This window comes from Streptomyces sp. TLI_146, from assembly GCF_002846415.1.
Lineage (GTDB): Bacteria > Actinomycetota > Actinomycetes > Streptomycetales > Streptomycetaceae > Streptomyces.
The window spans coordinates 6107769-6125228 of sequence record NZ_PJMX01000001.1 but is presented as its reverse complement, the minus strand read 5'-3'; the positions used below and the strand labels follow the sequence as shown (position 1 = coordinate 6125228).

The following is a 17460-nucleotide window of genomic DNA, read 5'->3' as shown; positions in this document are numbered from 1 at the left end:
TAAATGTCGATGGCAGACCGCCCACGGTTCTCCGTGGGCGGTGAGGCTACGCCTGGGCCGCGACCGGCGCCGGGTCCGTGACCAGGGCCTCTACCTCACGGGAGACCTTGCGCTCGACGAAGAACGCGGCGGTGGGAATCGTGCCCGCGATGAGCACCCAGAGCTGCTTGCCGACCGGCCATTTCGCCTTGGAGCCGAGGTCGAAGGCGCAGACGAGGTACAGCACGTACAGCCAGCCGTGCGCGATGCCCACGATCTTGGTGAAGTCGGCCGCGCCGTCCATGTCCAGCAGATACTTGGCGATCACGCCGAGGGTGAGCAGGACGAGGAGGACACCGGTGACGTAGGCCATGATCCGGTAGCGGGTCAACACGCTCTTTTTCATGCCTACGAGACTAACGGCCGCGCGGACGCGATCTTGCGCTGCCCCGCTGCGGGCCGTCTGCGGCTGGTCGCGCAGTTCCCCGCGCCCCTTTTAGGCCCGGGGTTCGTCCGCGAGTGAGTGGGTGGTTGCTCGCGCAGTTCCCCGCGCCCCTGAGAATGCCGCTGCGCGGCAATTCCCGGGGCGCCCCGGAGGGGCGCTTTTAGGGGCGCGGGGAACTGCGCGGCCAGCCCACGACAACCCGCAGCCGACCGATCGCACCGCGCCCCGAGCTCTCACTCGTCCTCGAAATCGCGCGCGGAAACGCGAAGCGGCCGCAGCAGGGCGAAGATCTCCCCGCACTCCTCCGCGTCGTAGACGCCGAGCCCGAAGTCCATCTCCATCAGATCCCGCGTCGCGTTCTCGACGACCTCGCGACCCTTGTCCGTGATGGACGCCAGCGTGCCCCGCCCGTCGTTGGGGTTGGGCCGCTTGTCGACGAGCCCCGAGCGCACCAGGCGGTCCACGGTGTTCGTCACCGACGTGGGGTGGACCATCAGACGCTCGCCGATCTTGGACATCGGCAGCTCACCCGCCTTGGAGAAGGTGAGCAGCACCAGCGCCTCGTACCGCGCGAAGGTCAGCCCGTACGGCTTCACGACCGCGTCGACCTCGGCGAGCAGGATCTGGTGCGCGCGCATGATCGAGGTGATCGCCCCCATGGAGGGGACCGGCCCCCAGCGCTGCTGCCAGAGTTCGTCGGCGCGGGCGATGGGGTCGAACGGGAGGCTGAGCGGCTTGGGCACGCGTCGACCTTACCGACTGGTCATATGGCGGTCAGCCCCGTCTCACACTTCGGCCCGTGGCGCTCCCTCGCGGAGAGTGACCGATATGTCACGATTGTTCGCGTCCTGTGTACGCCTGTGACCCCAGGGAGCCGCATGTCCCGGCACAGAAACGCCCGGCACCGCACCCTCCTCGCCGCCGCGCTGCTCACCCTGGCCGTCGGCTGCTCCGGCTCCCCCGACCAGGACCCCGCCGCCACCTCCGCCGCCCAGCGCCACTCCACGGGCGAGGGCGCGGAACCGGCGCCCGGCGGACCCTTCTGGGTCGACCCGGACAGCAGCGCCGCCAAGCAGATCAAGATCTGGGAGGCGCAGGGGCGCACCGCCGACGCCGAGGTGCTGCGGCGGATCGCGGACCGGCCGATGGCGGACTGGCCCGCGTGGGACAACCCGGGGCCGGGGATCCGCCGGGCGGTGGCGGGCGCGGCCAAGGACCAGCGCACGATCCTGCTGGTGGCGTACAACATCCCGCACCGCGACTGCGGCGGGCTCTCGGCGGGCGGGGCCGCGGACACGGCCGCGTACCGCACCTGGTTCGGCATGTTCGCCGAGGCGATCGGGGATGCCAAGGCGATCGTGATCCTGGAGCCGGACGCGGTGGCCCACATGGTCGACGGCTGCACCACCCGCGAGCACTGGGACGAGCGCTACCAGCTGCTCAACGAGGCGATCGACCACTTCAAGAAGCTGCCGAACACCAAGGTGTACCTGGACGCGGGCAACCCGGCGTGGATCCCCGACCCGGCCAAGCTGGTCGCCCCACTGACCCGGGCGGGGGTGGCCCGCGCCGACGGGTTCGCGCTGAACGTCTCCAACTTCCAGACCGACGAGGCCGTACGGGCGTACGGCACCAAGGTCTCGCAGGGGCTCGGCGGCAAGCACTTCGTGATCGACACCAGCCGCAACGGGGCCGGGCCGCTGCTCGACGACCCCGGCGAGGCCTGGTGCAACCCGCCCGGCCGGGCGCTCGGCACGGCGCCGACCACCAGCACCGGGAACCCGCTGCTCGACGCGTATCTGTGGATCAAGCGGCCCGGCGACTCGGACGGGACCTGCCGGGGCGGGCCGGCGGCGGGCGCCTGGTGGCCGGAGTACGCCCTGGGCCTGGCCCGCCGCTCGGCCGCCTGAGCGGGCGGCCCCTCCCGGCGCTCAGTCGATCAGCAGCCACTTCGCCTCGGACGGCGTGCCCTCGGCGTCCGTGACGAAGAGCATGTACCAGCCGGGCGGGACGAGCGCCTTGTCGCGCGGCACCTCCACCGTCACGGTGTTCTTGTCCTTGGTCAGCCGCACGTCGATCGAGCGCTGCTCGACGTCCGTGGTGTGGGTGACCGCGCTGGGCCGCATCAGCCGGGCCTTGGCGATCCGCTCGGGGTGGGCGGTGGGGAAGGTGGCGCGGCGGTCCTGGCCGACCGCCTGCGGGCCGTCGCCGAGGGCGGGGCGCTTGTCCTTGTCGCGGTAGAGGTAGGGCGGGGTGTAGATCTCCATGCGCTGCTCGAACTTGCCGAGCTTGGTGTTGTCCTTGTCGCCGAAGAGCGAGTCGGAGCCGAAGGTGGCGACCCGGCCGTCGGGCAGCAGCAGCGCCTCGGAGTGGTAGTTGCGCCCGACCGTGGGGTCGGCGGCCTCGCGGAAGGCGTTGGCGGCGGGGTCGTAGAACTGGGCCTTGAGGATGTTGCTGGCGCCGCGGCCCCGGTAGTCCTCGGAGCCGCCGCTGGTGAAGACGGAGTCGTCGGGCAGGATCACGCTGTTGAGGTAGCGGGTGCCCTGGGGAAGCGCGGGCCCGGTCTTGAAGGCCGGGCTGTCCTGCTTGAGGTCGATCAGGGCGGTGCGGGGCGTGGACTTCTTGGACTCGCCGACCCCGCCGCCGCCGAGCAGCATGAACCGCTGGTCCTGGGCGGGCGGGAGCAGCAGCGAGCTGGCGGTCTCCAGCTGGTCGCCGTCGCCGAGGCCGTCGATCTTGGTGAAGGTGTTGGTGGAGATGTCCCAGAGCCCGGGTTCGCGGCCCTTGTCGGCGGGCCCGTAGCCCGCGTTGGCGCCGGAGTAGAAGAGCTTGCCGCTCTTGGTGAGGAAGAGCGAGGGGTACGTGGGGAAGTACCGGAAGGGCCCCTTGCCCCACTTCTTGGTCTTGGGGTCGTAGATCTCGTTGTCGCCCGCAAGGATCACGCCCACGTCGTCGAGCCCGGAGACGGCGAGGACCCTGCCGTCCTGGAGGGTGGTGAGCGTCGGGTACCAGCGGGCCTCCCGCATCGGGGCGACGGGGATGTACTTCTCCGCCTTCGGGTCGAACTCGTAGGCCGCCCGGATGCCCTGGAAGTCCTGCTTGTCCATGGTGATCTTCTCGGCGAGGCCGTACGTGTTCTCGGCGTCGTCGCCCTTGAGGCCCTCGATCTCGTACTGGGCCTGGTCGGTGGCCACCGCCTTGGGGCCCTCGGCGGTCGCCTCCACGAAGACCCGGGCCTCGGCCGCGGTGACCTTGGTCTTCCAGGGCTTCATCTGGCCGGTCGCGTAGTAGCTGACCACGAACTCGCGTTTGGCCCGGGGCACGGTGACGTCGAACTTGGAGACGTACTCGACGCCCGACGGGGAGCGGAACTTGGTGCCCTTCTTGATGGTGACGGGCTTGTCCGGATTCTCGTTCTTGACCCGCATCCCGCCGCCGGCCCGCTTGACCTGGGCGCCCAGGACCTCGTAGCGGGCGGTGCCGCCCGCCACCAGGAGGCGGCCGTCGGGGAGCTGGGCGTGGCCGGAGCAGAAGAAGTCCTCGGGGGTGGGGACCTTCTTGAAGGTGTTGTCCTTCGGGTTCCACAGCACGGTGTCGAAGGAGCCCGCGTCGAACTTCTCCTGCTTGTTGCCGGACCCGGCGATGATCAGCACCTTGCCGGTGTGCAGCAGGGCCGCGTGGATCGCGTTCGTACGGTACTTGGCGGGGATGTCGACGGTGTCCCAGGCGCCGTACTTGCGCATGTAGTCGGGCCGGCGGATCTGGTACGCGTGGTACTGCTCTTCCGCGAAGGAGAGCGCGGCCGGGGCGTTGAGCCCGGCGAGCAGCAGGACCGCGCCGCCGCCGAGGAGCGTCTTCTTGGTGCTCTTGGAGGGCCGGTAGGCCATGGGTCAGTTCCCTCCGGTCGTCGTGGCGGCCGGTGTGGTGGTGGCCAGGGCGGCCTCCGCCCCCTCGGCCTCGGCGGGCCGGGCCAGGGCCCGCCGCCGGGCGGCCGCGCGCTCGCGCCGGGCGGTCCAGGACCAGACGGCGACGGGGGCGAGCGCGATGGCGAGGGCCAGGACCGCCCAGGTCCGCATCGCCGCATGGGTGTGGCCGTAGTGGACCGAGGCGGCGAGGGACACGACGAGCACGGCGGCCCAGAAGAGGTGGATACGGAAGGTCCACAGCCGGTCGGGGCTGGCCTCGCCGCCCTTGGGGGTGACGACGAACCGGCCGCGGGTGCGCAGGACGGCCGAGCCGAGCGACTTGAGGTAGATGGGCGCGGAGAGCGCGGACATCCCCATCCCGGCGAGGCCGCCGGAGCCCTCGGGTTCGTGCGGCGAGACGTTGTGGCGGCGGTTCCAGAGGTAGAGCCCGATCTGGAGGGCGGCGGCGTCGCTGTAGAGCATCAGCCAGACGGAGGCGGAGACCTGGGTGCCGGAGGCGCCGAACCAGAGGAACAGGACGCAGCTGACGATGCCGAGCAGCCAGTTGACGGCGGTCATCGGGTAGTAGACGAGCATCAGGGTGTACGAGAGGAGCCGCCCGGGCGGGACCCGGAACAGCGCCTTCCAGTACTGCTTGAGCAGCGTCTCGTACGTCCCGCGCGACCAGCGCATCTGCTGGGTGAAGAAGTCCGTCCAGGACTCCGGGCCCTCGCCGACGGCCAGCACGTCCGGGGTGTAGACCGACCGCCAGTAGTGCCCGGTCCTCGGGTTCTTGCGGCGGTGCAGCTCGAAGCCGGTGGCCATGTCCTCGGTGATCGAGTCGTAGAGCCCGCCGACCTGGCGCAGTGCGGTGATCCGGACGATGTTGTTGGTGCCGACGAACATCGGGGCGCGGTAGCGGTTGCCGGCCCGCTGGATCAGCGCGTGGAAGAGGAACTGCTGGGACTCGGCGGCCTTGGTGACGGGCGAGTCGTAGTTCCCGTAGACCTGGGGGCCGACCACGAACGCGACGTCGGGGTCGCGGAAGTAGCCCATCATCCGCTCCAGGAAGTTGGGGAGCGGGACATGGTCGGTGTCGACGGAGGCGAAGAAGTCGTAGCCGTCGCCGTGCATGGCGAGCCAGGCGTTGTAGTTGCCGTGCTTGGTACGGGCCTTGTGCGGGCCCTTCTTGCGGTTCCACTCGGGAACGCCCTTGCGGGTGAAGTGGCGCACCCCCAGCTCCTCGCAGAGCGCCTTGGCCCGTTCGTCGTCGCCCTCGTCCAGGAGCCAGATGTCGAGGGGGCCGGGGTGGTGGAGGCGGACCGCGCCCTCCAGGGTGGCCCGGACCATGGCCATGGGCTCCTTGCCGGGCACCCAGGTGGTGAGGAAGGCGACGCGGGTACCGGGCTCGGGGTACACGGGTATGGGGTCCCGGGCGACCATCGTGGCGTGGGCGATGGAGACCACGTTGACGACCATGAAGAGCTCGATCAGACCGATCGCGACGAGCATCGCGATGTCCAGGCCGACCAGCCACTCGTCACCGCCCTCGCGCTCCACCCAGTGGGTGGGCCAGACGAGGTAGACGAGCAGGGCCGCGGTGAGTACGGGCGCCAGCGTCATCAGGAGCACGGCGCGTATTCGGCGGGGTTCGCTGGAGAGGAGACTTCGGTACCGCACCCGGTAGGCCGCCCGGTCCGGTTCCGTGAGCGGTCCGGCGAGCCGGCTGTGGGCCTCGTAGTCGTACTGCTCCGACGGACTCTCCGACCGCACTGTGCCCTCCAGCTGATCGAGCCAGGTAGATATCACCACGAAAGTGGAGATTCTTCGGCGTGTCGACTGGAGTACTCCGAGTGAGCGGTTCTCGTCCGCGCGGTTTGCCGGGCGGTACGGCATGGAAGAGCCCCCGGTGCCGCGCGGGGCGGCCGGGGGCTCGTGACAGGCGGGCTCTCGGAATCAGGCTGTCAGCCGGAGAGGTGCCGTTCCACCGTCTCCACCTTGGAGGTCAGCCCGTCGGTGACGCCCGGGCGGACGTCCGCCTTCAGGACGAGCGAGACGCGCGGGGCGCGGGCCTCGACGGCGGCGACGGCCCGCTTGACGACGTCCATGACCTCGTCCCACTCGCCCTCGATGGAGGTGAACATGGCGTCGGTCCGGTTCGGCAGCCCCGACTCGCGTACGACGCGGACGGCGTCGGCGACGTACTCCCCCACGTCCTCGCCGACGCCCAGCGGGGTGACCGAGAAGGCGACGATCACGCTCCGACCACGCCTTCCTTGCGGGCGCGGGCGGCGATCAGGGCGTCCTCGGCCTGGCGCTTGAGCTTGCGCTCGGCCACGAAGCCGCCGAACGGCAGCACGGACAGGACGAAGTACAGGGCGGCGGTCTTCACCGGCCACTTCGCCTTGTTCCAGGCGTCGGCCCAGAAGATCACGTACAGGATGAAGAGGATGCCGTGGATCGCGCCCATCACCGGGACGGCGTTGACGTCGGTCGTCCGCTTCAGCACCGAGCACACGAGCAGCAGCAGGAAAGAGACGGCTTCCGGGGCCGAGACCAGCCGGAGGCGGTGGAAGGCGGATGCGGTCTTGATGTCCACGGGGGCACCTTCGGTGGGAGGGTCGGAGGGTGTTGCTTGTGAACGCGAGCACAAACGTTCTCCATTGTGACATCGGCGGCGCCGGGATCTTGGCGGGGGTCCCCGAGGGCCGGGGCCCGGCTCCCGAGGGGCCTGGTCGGGCGGGGGCGGGGCCGCTAACGTCAGCCCGTGGCAACGTTCCGACTCCAAGGCAGCAAAGTGCTGGCCGTCGACATGACCGGGGACGCCGTCAAGGCGAAGAACGGCTCGATGGTCGCCTACGACGGCCAGATGGCCTTCAAGAAGATGTCCGGCGGCGGTGAGGGCATCCGCGGCATGGTGACCCGCCGCCTCACCGGCGAATCCATGACCGTGATGGAGGTGAAGGGGAACGGCACCTGCTACTTCGCCGACCGGGCCTCCGAGATCAACCTGGTCTCCCTCCAGGGCGACAAGCTGTGGGTCGAGGCGAGCAATCTGCTCGCCACCGACGCGGGGCTGCGCACCGGCACGACCTTCACCGGGCTGCGCGGGGCGACCCAGGGCAACGGCCTGTTCACGACCACGGTCGAGGGCCACGGCCAGGCGGCGATCGTCTCCGACGGCCCGGCGGTGGTGCTGCGGGTGTCCGCGCAGTACCCGCTGGCGGTCGACCCCGGCGCGTACATCGCCCACCAGGGCAACCTCCAGCAGCACTTCCAGTCCGGGGTGACCTTCCGCACCCTGCTCGGCGAGGGCTCGGGCGAGGCGTTCCAGATCCGCTTCGAGGGCGAGGGACTGGTGTACGTGCAGCCCAGCGAGCGCAACACGATCGGCGGGGACGTCTGATGCCCTTCCGCGAGATCAACTCCAAGATGGTCGAGGCCACGGTGGCCCCCGGCCAGAAGATGTTCAGCCAGCGCGGCGCGATGCTCGCGTACAAGGGCGAGGTGTCGTTCACGCCCAACATGCAGGGCGGCCAGGGCGGTCTGATGTCGATGATCGGCCGGCGGGTGGCCAACGAGGCGACCCCGCTGATGACGGTCGAGGGCAGCGGGACGGTGATGTTCGGCCACGGCGGCCACCACATCCAGGTGATCAACCTCGCCGGGGACACCCTGTACGTGGAGGCGGACCGCCTCCTCGCCTTCGACGGCACCCTCCAGCAGGGCACGATGTTCATGGGCTCGCAGGGCGGCGTCATGGGCATGGTCCGGGGCCAGGTGACGGGCCAGGGCCTGTTCACCACCACGCTCAAGGGCCACGGCGCGGTCGCCGTGATGGCGCACGGCGGCGTGATCGAGCTGCCGATCACCCCGCAGCGCCCGGTCCACGTAGACCCGCAGGCGTACGTGGCCCACCACGGCGACGTACGCAACAAGCTGTCCACGGCGCTGGGCTGGCGGGACATGGTGGGCCGGGGCTCGGGAGAGGCCTTCCAGCTCGAACTGTCCGGAAGCGGCGCGGTGTACGTCCAGGCCTCGGAGGAGAAGCTGTGACCGGCCCAGTGATCTTCGACCCGCACTCCCTGCCCGCGGACGACAACGTCAACAAGTACACCTTCTGCGTGGAGCTCAAGTCGAGCCAGTGGTTCCTGCAGAAGGGCAAGATGATCGCCTACTACGGGCGCATCGAGTTCAACGGCATCGGCCACGGCCGCCTCGACCGGCTGCTGCGCACGAGCTTCCACTCGCCGCTGCACGCGAGCGACTGGGTGGTGGCGGAGGGCTCCGGGAAGATGCTGCTCGCGGACCGGGCCTTCGACGTCAACTCGTACGACCTGGAGGACGGCAACCTCACCATCCGGGCCGGGAACCTGCTCGCCTACCAGCCGACGCTGGCGCTGAAGCAGTCGATCGTCCCGGGTTTCCTCACCCTGATCGGAACCGGGAAGTTCGTGGCGGCGTCCAACGGACCGGTGGTGTTCATGGAGCCGCCGATCCGGGTGGACCCGCAGGCGCTGGTCGGCTGGGCCGACTGTCCGTCGCCCTGCCACCACTACGATCACGGCTACATGACGGGCGTACTGGGCGGAATCCGGTCACTGACGGGGCTCGGCGGGACGTCCGGCGAGGAGCACCAGTTCGAGTTCGTGGGCGCCGGTACGGTGCTGCTCCAGTCCACCGAGGTGCTGATGGCCGAGCAGACAACCGGGCAAGTGCCTGCGGAGCCGGGCGTTCCGGGCGGTGGAGTGCCGGCCGGGGCGGGCGGGGCGGCGGGTTCGGTACCGCGTCTTCCCGGCCAGCTCGGAGACCTCCAGCGTCGCTTCGGCCTGTGAGCGGTAGTCTGCGGAGTGTGACGTCGAACGCGTGCACCCTTGCCAGGCGCTGACCACGACCTGGACCGGGCGGCTGACGCACCCTTGTGCCGGTGCGTGCGGGGCGTCACACTCCCAGGCTTCGTTCAGAATTCAACTTCTTAGGTAGAATCCACATATGGAGACCGAGACGGCCACCAACTGGCTGACCGATAGCGAGCAGTGCGCCTGGCGTACCTATCTGGACGTCAACAGGATGCTGACGCACCAGATGGAAAAGGACCTGCAGCCGTTCGGCCTGACCAACAACGACTACGAGATCCTGGTCAACCTCTCGGAGGCCGAGGGGCAGCGGCTGCGCATGAGCGACCTCGCCGCCGCGACCCTTCAGTCCAAGAGCCGCCTCTCGCACCAGATCACGCGGATGGAGAACGCGGGTCTGGTGCGGCGGGAGAACTGCGAGTCCGATCGGCGGGGGCTGTTCGCGGTGTTGACCGAGGCGGGGGTGGAGACGATGGAGAAGGTGGCGCCGCACCATGTGGCGTCGGTGCGCAAGCACTTCATCGATCTGCTGTCGAGTGAGGCGCTGGCGGAGCTGCGGGCGTCGCTGACGCCGGTGGCGGAGCATTTGCGCGGCCACCGGGGCAAGCTCTGAGGGGTTCTTTCCCCACCCCGCCCCTTCCCTAGACCCTCCGGGGGTGGGTGGGGGGGTTGAGGCGGGCTGCCGGGGGCTGCGCCCCCAGACCCCCGGGCGGGGCCTGCGGCCCGCGCCCCGCGCCCCGCTTTCGCGTTGATCTGCGGGCCGGCGGGGGCTGGTCGCGCAGTTCCCCGCGCCCCTGAAGGCACCTCCGGCGCCGGCAGCATCGGCCGCTCGGGCGGGGTCCGACGCCAGATCAGCCCCTCTGGCGTTTGAGGAGCGGGGTCCGGTGCCAAATCAACCCCTCCGGCGTTTGAGGAGCGGGGCCCGACGCCAGATCAGCCCCTCCGGCGTTTGAGGAGCGGGGTCCGGGGCGGAGCCCCGTAGCGGGGTGCAGGGGCCGCAGGCCCCGCAACGGGGGCCGGGGGCGTAGCCCCCGGGAACACACCTCAATCCCCCACCCACCCCCGGAGGGTCTAGGTGAAGGGGCGGGGTGGGGCAAAGCTCACGAGCCCGTCGTCAGGCCCGCCACCAGCTCGTCCGCCGCCGCGTACGGATCCAGCTCACCCCCGACGATGCGGGACGCCAGCGCGTCCAGGCGGCGGTCGCCCCGCAGGTCACCGATCCGCTCCCGCAGCGCCGTCACCGCGATCGTCTCCACCTCACGCGACGCCCGCGAAAGCCGCCGCTCCGCCAGCACCCCGCGCTCCTCCATCCACGCCCGGTGCTTCTCCAGCGCCTCCACCAGCTCGTCGATGCCCTCGGAGCGGGCCGCCACCGTCTTGACGATGGGCGGGCGCCAGTCACCGGCGCCCCGGGCCTCCCCCAGGCCCAGCATGTGGTTGAGCTCCCGCGCCGTGGCATCGGCCCCGTCCCGGTCCGCCTTGTTGACGACGTACACGTCGCCGATCTCCAGGATTCCGGCCTTCGCCGCCTGGATGCCGTCGCCCATGCCGGGCGCGAGCAGCACCACCGACGTGTCCGCCTGGGAGGCGATCTCGACCTCGGACTGGCCGACGCCGACCGTCTCCACCAGGATCACCTCGCAGCCCGCCGCGTCCAGGACGCGGATCGCCTGCGGGGCCGACCAGGCGAGGCCGCCCAGGTGGCCCCGGGTGGCCATGGAACGGATGTAGACCCCGGGGTCGGAGGCGTGGTCCGACATCCGGACCCGGTCGCCGAGCAGCGCGCCCCCGGAGAACGGCGAGGAGGGGTCGACGGCGAGCACCCCGACCCGCTTCCCCGCCCGCCGGTACGCCGTCACCAGCGCCGACGTCGATGTCGACTTGCCGACACCGGGCGATCCCGTCAGCCCCACCACGTACGCCCCGCCCGTCAGCGGAGCCAACTGCGCCATCACCTCGCGCAGTTGCGGGGACGCCCCCTCGACCAGCGAGATCAGCCGGGCCACCGCACGCGGCCGGCCCTCCCTCGCCTGTGCCACCAGTTCGGGGACGTCCACCATTGCCGCTCCGTTCGGTTCAGTGACCAGTGTCAGTGCGTACGTACCGCGGGAACAGCGCCTACTTGCCCGGGACCTTGATGATCAGCGCGTCGCCCTGGCCACCGCCGCCGCACAGCGCCGCCGCACCCGTACCGCCGCCCCGGCGCTTGAGTTCGAGGGCGAGGTGGAGCACCACGCGCGCGCCCGACATGCCGATGGGGTGGCCCAGGGCGATCGCGCCACCGTTGACGTTCACCTTTTCCGGGGAGACGCCGAGGTCCTTCATTGACTGGACCGCGACCGCCGCGAACGCCTCGTTGATCTCGATGAGGTCGAGGTCGGAGACCTCAAGGCCCTCCTTGCCCAGCGCGTGCAGGATCGCGTTCGACGGCTGCGACTGGAGCGAGTTGTCCGGGCCCGCCACGTTGCCGTGCGCGCCGATCTCCGCGATCCACTCCAGGCCCAGCTCCTCGGCCTTCGCCTTGGACATGACCACGACCGCGGCCGCGCCGTCCGAGATCTGCGAGGAGGTGCCCGCCGTGATCGTGCCGTCCTTGGCGAACGCCGGGCGCAGCTTGCCCAGCGACTCCACGGTGGTCTCCGCGCGGATGCCCTCGTCCTTGGCGAAGATCACCGGCTCGCCCTTGCGCTGCGGGATCTCGACCGGGGTGATCTCGGCCTCGAAGAGCCCGTTCTTCTGGGCGGCGGCGGCGCGCTGGTGCGAGGCGGCCGCGAACGCGTCCTGCGGGGCGCGCTCGATGCCCAGGCGGGTGTTGTGCTTCTCGGTGGACTCGCCCATCGCGATGTTCTCGAAGGCATCGGTCAGACCGTCGTACGCCATCGCGTCGAGCATCTCGATCGCGCCGTACTTGTACCCCTCGCGGGACTTCGGCAGCAGGTGCGGCGCGTTGGTCATCGACTCCTGGCCGCCGGCCACCACCACGTCGAACTCGCCGGCGCGGATCAGCTGGTCGGCGAGCGCGATCGCGTCCAGGCCGGAGAGGCAGACCTTGTTGATCGTGAGCGCGGGCACGTTCATCGGGATGCCGGCCTTGACGGCGGCCTGGCGGGCCGGGATCTGGCCCGCGCCGGCCTGGAGCACCTGGCCCATGATCACGTACTGGACCTGGTCGCCGCCGATGCCCGCCCGGTCGAGCGCCGCCTTGATGGCGACACCGCCGAGGTCCGCGCCCGAGAAGGACTTGAGGGAGCCGAGCAGTCGGCCCATGGGCGTGCGGGCGCCCGCGACGATCACTGAAGTGGTACCGGTCGTTCCAGACATGAGGCACAGCCCCTTGGGAGGTGAGGAGTGAACGAGGGTTTACTGGAAATGTACTGAGCGGTACCGGCGGCGTCACCGGGCAGCCGGTGTGATCGCGCGCACGTTGCGTAACCACCTCCCGGGGCGCTCCACTGGTCCCATGCTGACGCGCATCGACCACATCGGGATCGCCTGTTTCGACCTCGACAAGACCGTCGAGTTCTATCGTGCTACGTACGGATTCGAGGTGTTCCACTCCGAGGTCAACGAGGAGCAGGGCGTACGCGAGGCCATGCTCAAGATCAACGGTACGTCGGACGGCGGCGCCTCCTACCTCCAGCTCCTGGAGCCCACCCGGGAGGACTCCGCGGTCGGGAAGTGGCTGGCCAAGAACGGCGAGGGCGTGCACCACATCGCCTTCGGCACCGCCGACGTCGATGGGGACGCCGAGGCCATCCGCGGCAAGGGCGTCCGGGTCCTCTACGACGAGCCCCGGATCGGCTCCATGGGCTCCCGGATCACCTTCCTGCACCCCAAGGACTGCCACGGCGTACTGACCGAACTGGTCACCTCGGCGGCGGAGCACTGACCCCGGGATTCCGGGGCCGGTACAGTGGGCCCTTCCGGGCCGGGGTCGGGTCGGGGCCTGGGACCCACGCCCCCTTGTCGATCTGACACCATTCACCGGGGGCCCGTCCGTCGTCGGACGGTGCTCGTACGGGCAGTGTTCGCGACCAGGGGACGGATGGGACCGCGCAGTGCGGGGCTACGAACGCCAGGACAGCCACCGGCCTGACGACCACCTCTCGCGGTTCGAGGCCGAGATGGACCGGCTGAAGACCGAGCGGGAGAAGGCCGTTCAGCACGCCGAGGACCTCGGCTACCAGGTCGAGGTGCTGCGCGCCAAGCTGCACGAGGCGCGCCGCAACCTCGCGACGCGTCCTGCCTACGACGCCGCGGACATCGGCTACCAGGCCGAACAGCTGCTGCGCAACGCGCAGATGCAGGCCGAGCAGTTGCGCACGGACGCCGAACGCGAGCTGCGCGACGCCCGTGCCCAGACCCAGCGCATCCTCCAGGAGCACGCCGAGCACCAGGCCCGGCTCCAGGCCGAGCTGCACGCGGAGGCGGTCAACCGCCGCCAGCGGCTCGACCAGGAGCTGGCCGAGCGGCGCGCCACCGTCGAGTCGCACGTCAACGAGAACGTGGCGTGGGCCGAGCAGCTGCGGGCGCGGACCGAGTCGCAGGCCCGGCGTCTGCTGGAGGAGTCGCGCGCCGAGAGCGAGGCGGCGCTGGCCGCCGCCCGCGCGGAGGCCGCCCGGGTCGCCGAGGAGACCCGCCAACGGCTGGGCTCCGAGGCCGAGTCGGCCCGTGCGGAAGCCGAAGCGATCCTGCTGCGCGCCCGCAAGGACGCCGAGCGGCTGCTGAACGCCGCCTCCACCCAGGCCCAGGAGGCCACCTCCCACGCCGAGCAGCTGCGCTCGTCCACCACCGCCGAGTCCGACCAGGCGCGCCAGCAGGCGGCCGAGCTGAGCCGGGCCGCCGAGCAGCGGATGCAGGAGGCCGAGTCGGCGCTGCGCGAGGCGCGGGCCGAGGCCGAGAAGGTGCTGGCGGAGGCGAAGGACTCGGCGGCCAAGCAGCTCGCGGGCGCCGAGTCGGCCAACGAGCAGCGCACCCGTACCGCCAAGACGGAGATCGCCCGGCTCGTCGCCGAGGCGACCAAGGAGTCCGAGGCGCTGAAGGCGGAGGCCGAGCAGGTGCTCGCCGACGCGCGCGCCAAGGCCGAGGCGACGGTCTCCGAGGCCGCCGAGAAGGCCCGTACCAGCGCGGCCGAGGACACCGCCGCCCAGCTCGCCAAGGCCGCCCGGGCCGCCGAGGAGGTGCTCAGCAAGGCGTCCGCGGACGCCCAGGAGACCACCCGCAAGGCGTCCGAGGAGGCCGAGCGGATCCGCCGCGAGGCCGAGGCCGAGGCGGACCGGCTGCGCTCGCAGGCCGAGGAGCGGGCCGACCAGCTCAAGGGCGCAGCCAAGGACGACACCAAGGAGTACCGGGCCAAGACGGTCGAGCTGCAGGAGGAGGCGCGCAGGCTGCGCGGCGAGGCCGAGCAGCTGCGGGCCGAGGCGGTCGCCGAGGGCGAGCGCATCCGCGGCGAGGCCCGCCGCGAGGGCGTCCAGCAGATCGAGGAGGCGGCCAGGACCGCCGAGGAGCTGCTGACCAAGGCGAAGGCCGACGCGGAGGAGCTGCGCACCTCGGCCGGGGCCGAGTCGGAGCGGGTCCGCGGCGAGGCCATGGAGCGCGCCACGACGCTGCGCAAGCAGGCCGAGGAGACCCTGGAGCGCACCCGGGCCGAGGCCGAGCGGATGCGCGCCGAGGCCGAGGAGCAGGCCGAGGCCGTCCGGACGGCCGCCGAGCAGGCCGCCGCCACACTGCGCGAGGAGACCGAGCGGTCCGTCGCCGCCCGCCAGGCCGACGCCGCCGACGAGTTGACGCGGCTGCACACCGAGGCCGAGCAGCGGCACGCCTCCGCCGAGCAGGCGCTGACCGAGGCGCGCGGCGAGAGCGAGCGGATCCGGCGCGAGGCCGCCGAGGAGACCGACCGGCTTCGTACGGAGGCCGCCGAGCGCGTCCGTACGCTCCAGGCGCAGGCCGAGCAGGAGGCCGAGCGGCTGCGCACCGAGGCCGCCGCCGACGCCTCGACCGCCCGTGCCGAGGCGGAGGGCGCAGCCGTACGGCTGCGGTCCGAGGCGGCCGCGGAGGCCGAGCGGCTCAAGACCGAGGCGCAGGAGACCGCCGACCGGATGCGCGCGGAGGCCGCGGCCGCCGCCGAGCGGGTCGGGGCCGAGGCCGCCGAGGCACTGGCCGCCGCCCAGGAGGAGGCCGCGCGTCGGCGCCGCGAGGCCGGGGAGACGCTGGACTCGGCGCGTGCCGAGGCCGATTCGGAGCGGGCGCAGGCCCGCGAGCAGAGCGAGGAGCTGCTCGCCTCCGCCCGCAAGCGGGTGGAGGAGGCGCAGGCCGAGGCGCAGCGGCTCGGCGAGGAGGCCGACCGGCGCGCCACCGAGCTCGTCGCGGCCGCCGAGCAGACCGCCCAGCAGGTGCGGGACTCGGTGGCGGGGCTGCGCGAGGAGGCCGAGCAGGAGATCGCCGGGCTGCGCTCGACGGCCGAGCACGTGGCCGAGCGTACGAAGACGGAGGCGCAGGAGGAGGCGGACCGCCTCCGCGCCGACGCGCACGCCGAGCGCGAGCGCGCCGCCGAGGACGCCCAGCGCGTCCGCGCCCGGGCGCAGGAGGAGTCGGAGGCCGCCAAGGAGCTGGCCGAGCGGACCGTCGCGGACGCCATCGCCGAGGCGGAGAAGGCGCGTTCGGACGCGTCGGAGTACGCGCAGCGGATGCGCACCGAGGCCTCCGACGCGCTGGCCTCGTCCGAGCAGGACGCCGCGCGCACCCGGGCGGACGCCCGCGAGGACGCCAACCGCATCCGCAACGACGCCGCGAGCCAGGCCGACCGGCTGGTCACCGAGGCGACCGCGGAGGCCGAGCGGCTCGCCGCCGAGTCGACGGCCACGGCCGAGCGGCTGGTGGCGGAGGCCCAGCAGCTGCGCGACGAGGGCCAGTCGGAGCACGACCGCCTCCTCGCGGAGGCCACCGCGCACGCCGAGCGCACCACGTCCGAGGCCGACACGTACGCGGAGCTCGTCACCACCGAGGCGCGCGCGGACGCGAGTTCGGTGCTGAGCGCCGCGGCCGCCGAGGCCGAGCAGACGGTCGCCGACGCCCGCGAGCAGGGCGAGCGGATCCTCACCGAGGCGCGTGCGGAGTCCGAGCGGCTGCTCGACGAGGCCCGCCAGGCCGCCGACAAGCGCCGGGCGGACGCCGCCGAGCAGGCCGACAAGCTCGTCGCGGAGGCGAGCGGCGAGGCCGAGCGGGTGCTCACCGAGGCGAACGCGGAGGCGGAGCGGCTGCGCGCCGAGGCCGCCGAGACCGTGGGCTCCGCCCAGCAGGCCGCCGAGCGGATCCGCGCGGAGGCCGAGAAGAGCCGCGCCCGGACCGAGGAGGCCGCGGAGAAGATCCGTACCGAGGCGCGCGAGGAGGCCGACCGGCTGCTCGACGAGGCGCGTACGGCCGCCGACAAGCGCCGTGCGGACGCGGCCGAGCAGGCGGACCAGCTCATGGCCAAGGCCCAGGAGGAGGCGCTGCTCGCGGCCACGCTGGCCGAGGAGCAGGCCGACACGATGGTCGGCGCGGCCCGCAAGGAGGCCGAGCGGATCGTCGCCGAGGCGACCGTGGAGGGCAACTCCCTGGTGGAGAAGTCCCGTACGGACGCGGACGAGCTGCTGGCCGGGGCGCGGGCGGACGCGACGGCCATAAGGGAGCGCACCGAAGAGGTGCGCGCGCGGACCGAGTCGGAGATCGAGGAGCTGCACGAGCGGGCCCGGCGGGAGAGCGCCGAGCAGATGAAGACGGCGGGCGAGCGCGTCGACAAGCTCGTCACGGCCGCCACCGAGCAGACGGCCCAGGCCGAGGCGAAGGCCAAGGAGCTGCTTTCGGACGCCAACTCCGAGGCGAGCAAGGTGCGCATCGCGGCCGTGAAGAAGGCCGAAGCGCTGCTCAAGGAGGCGGAGACCAAGAAGGCCGAGCTGATCCGCGAGGCGACGAAGCTGCGCGACGAGGCGGCGGCGGAGGCCCGGCGCACGGTCGAGGAGGGCAAGCGCGAGCTGGACATGCTGGTCCGGCGCCGGGCGGACATCAATGCCGAGATCTCCCGTGTCCAGGACGTACTTGAGGCGTTGGAGTCTTTCGAGGCCCCGTCCTCCGGCGGCAAGGAGGCGGCCAAGGCGGGTGCGGCCGCCGGGGGTACCCGTTCGAGTGGCAAGTCCTCGGAGGCCTAGCCACTCAAAAGGCTGGACATTCTCCAGATCAAACGGGCATACGCTCGATGACACGCCGCCTGGGCCCCTAGGATTCCCCCTATCACCTC

15 protein-coding genes are annotated in these 17460 nt (G+C 71.7%); 7 read left to right on the top strand and 8 right to left on the bottom strand.

Annotated elements, in window-relative coordinates:
* Positions 1-46: 46 nt before the first annotated feature.
* Positions 47-385, bottom strand: coding sequence for a DUF3817 domain-containing protein (locus BX283_RS27545; RefSeq protein WP_101390186.1), 339 nt, complete (start codon positions 383-385; stop codon positions 47-49).
* A 272-nt stretch (positions 386-657) separates the two neighbouring features.
* Positions 658-1167: a MarR family winged helix-turn-helix transcriptional regulator gene (locus tag BX283_RS27540; RefSeq protein WP_101390185.1), complete on the bottom strand. Its 510-nt coding sequence runs from the start codon at positions 1165-1167 to the stop codon at positions 658-660.
* A gap of 135 nt (positions 1168-1302) precedes the next feature.
* Here BX283_RS27540 and BX283_RS27535 point away from each other — a divergent pair, with 135 nt between their 5' ends.
* Positions 1303-2334 carry a glycoside hydrolase family 6 protein gene (locus BX283_RS27535; RefSeq protein WP_101390184.1) on the top strand — a complete coding sequence of 344 codons (1032 nt, stop codon included), beginning with the start codon at positions 1303-1305 and terminating at the stop codon, positions 2332-2334.
* A gap of 21 nt (positions 2335-2355) precedes the next feature.
* Here BX283_RS27535 and BX283_RS27530 read toward each other — a convergent pair whose 3' ends face one another.
* From BX283_RS27530 to BX283_RS27515, 4 genes are all read right to left on the bottom strand, one after another.
* The gene (locus BX283_RS27530) at positions 2356-4311 is read right to left on the bottom strand and encodes a kelch motif-containing protein (protein ID WP_101390183.1); all 1956 of its coding nucleotides are present in this window, start codon (positions 4309-4311) and stop codon (positions 2356-2358) included.
* 3 nt (positions 4312-4314) lie between these two features.
* Positions 4315-6114: a cellulose synthase catalytic subunit gene (locus BX283_RS27525; RefSeq protein ID WP_257584387.1), complete on the bottom strand. Its 1800-nt coding sequence runs from the start codon at positions 6112-6114 to the stop codon at positions 4315-4317.
* Positions 6115-6293: 179 nt separating this feature from the next.
* Positions 6294-6587, bottom strand: coding sequence for an MTH1187 family thiamine-binding protein (locus tag BX283_RS27520; RefSeq protein ID WP_101390181.1), 294 nt, complete (start codon positions 6585-6587; stop codon positions 6294-6296).
* Positions 6584-6928: a DUF3817 domain-containing protein gene (locus BX283_RS27515; RefSeq protein WP_067163999.1), complete on the bottom strand. Its 345-nt coding sequence runs from the start codon at positions 6926-6928 to the stop codon at positions 6584-6586. The genes BX283_RS27520 and BX283_RS27515 overlap by 4 nt, the downstream gene beginning before the upstream one ends.
* A gap of 168 nt (positions 6929-7096) precedes the next feature.
* On the opposite strand from BX283_RS27515, the gene BX283_RS27510 reads away from it, so the two are divergent.
* From BX283_RS27510 to BX283_RS27495, 4 genes are all read left to right on the top strand, one after another.
* Complete coding sequence (locus BX283_RS27510; protein WP_101390180.1) at positions 7097-7735, top strand: AIM24 family protein; 639 nt, start codon at positions 7097-7099, stop codon at positions 7733-7735.
* Complete coding sequence (locus BX283_RS27505) at positions 7735-8385, top strand: AIM24 family protein (protein ID WP_101390179.1); 651 nt, start codon at positions 7735-7737, stop codon at positions 8383-8385. Before BX283_RS27510 ends, BX283_RS27505 begins: the two co-directional genes overlap by 1 nt.
* A complete protein-coding gene (locus BX283_RS27500; RefSeq protein ID WP_101390178.1) occupies positions 8382-9164 on the top strand; it encodes an AIM24 family protein in 783 nt (260 codons plus the stop codon). Before BX283_RS27505 ends, BX283_RS27500 begins: the two co-directional genes overlap by 4 nt.
* A 157-nt stretch (positions 9165-9321) precedes the next feature.
* Positions 9322-9798, top strand: coding sequence for a MarR family winged helix-turn-helix transcriptional regulator (locus BX283_RS27495; protein WP_101390177.1), 477 nt, complete (start codon positions 9322-9324; stop codon positions 9796-9798).
* Positions 9799-10285: 487 nt separating this feature from the next.
* Here the strand turns inward: BX283_RS27495 and meaB are convergent, their stop codons facing one another.
* Positions 10286-11245 carry a methylmalonyl Co-A mutase-associated GTPase MeaB gene (meaB, locus tag BX283_RS27490; protein WP_101390176.1) on the bottom strand — a complete coding sequence of 320 codons (960 nt, stop codon included), beginning with the start codon at positions 11243-11245 and terminating at the stop codon, positions 10286-10288.
* 58 nt (positions 11246-11303) lie between these two features.
* Positions 11304-12506: an acetyl-CoA C-acetyltransferase gene (locus BX283_RS27485; RefSeq protein ID WP_101390175.1), complete on the bottom strand. Its 1203-nt coding sequence runs from the start codon at positions 12504-12506 to the stop codon at positions 11304-11306.
* 139 nt (positions 12507-12645) lie between these two features.
* Between BX283_RS27485 and mce the strand changes: the two genes are divergently transcribed.
* The gene (gene mce, locus BX283_RS27480) at positions 12646-13074 is read left to right on the top strand and encodes a methylmalonyl-CoA epimerase (protein WP_101390174.1); all 429 of its coding nucleotides are present in this window, start codon (positions 12646-12648) and stop codon (positions 13072-13074) included.
* Positions 13075-13243: 169 nt separating this feature from the next.
* On the top strand, positions 13244-17371 hold the full coding sequence (scy, locus tag BX283_RS27475; RefSeq protein ID WP_101390173.1) for a polarized growth protein Scy: 4128 nt from the start codon (positions 13244-13246) through the stop codon (positions 17369-17371).
* Positions 17372-17460 lie beyond the last annotated feature (89 nt).

Coding starts and splice junctions, on each gene's coding strand:
- BX283_RS27505 (WP_101390179.1), top strand. CDS start 7,735: ATGCCCTTCCGCGAGATCAACTCCAAGATGGTCGAGGCCACGGTGGCC.
- BX283_RS27485 (WP_101390175.1), bottom strand. CDS start 12,506: ATGTCTGGAACGACCGGTACCACTTCAGTGATCGTCGCGGGCGCCCGC.
- BX283_RS27495 (WP_101390177.1), top strand. CDS start 9,322: ATGGAGACCGAGACGGCCACCAACTGGCTGACCGATAGCGAGCAGTGC.
- BX283_RS27530 (WP_101390183.1), bottom strand. CDS start 4,311: ATGGCCTACCGGCCCTCCAAGAGCACCAAGAAGACGCTCCTCGGCGGC.
- BX283_RS27545 (WP_101390186.1), bottom strand. CDS start 385: ATGAAAAAGAGCGTGTTGACCCGCTACCGGATCATGGCCTACGTCACC.
- mce (WP_101390174.1), top strand. CDS start 12,646: ATGCTGACGCGCATCGACCACATCGGGATCGCCTGTTTCGACCTCGAC.
- BX283_RS27535 (WP_101390184.1), top strand. CDS start 1,303: ATGTCCCGGCACAGAAACGCCCGGCACCGCACCCTCCTCGCCGCCGCG.
- meaB (WP_101390176.1), bottom strand. CDS start 11,245: ATGGTGGACGTCCCCGAACTGGTGGCACAGGCGAGGGAGGGCCGGCCG.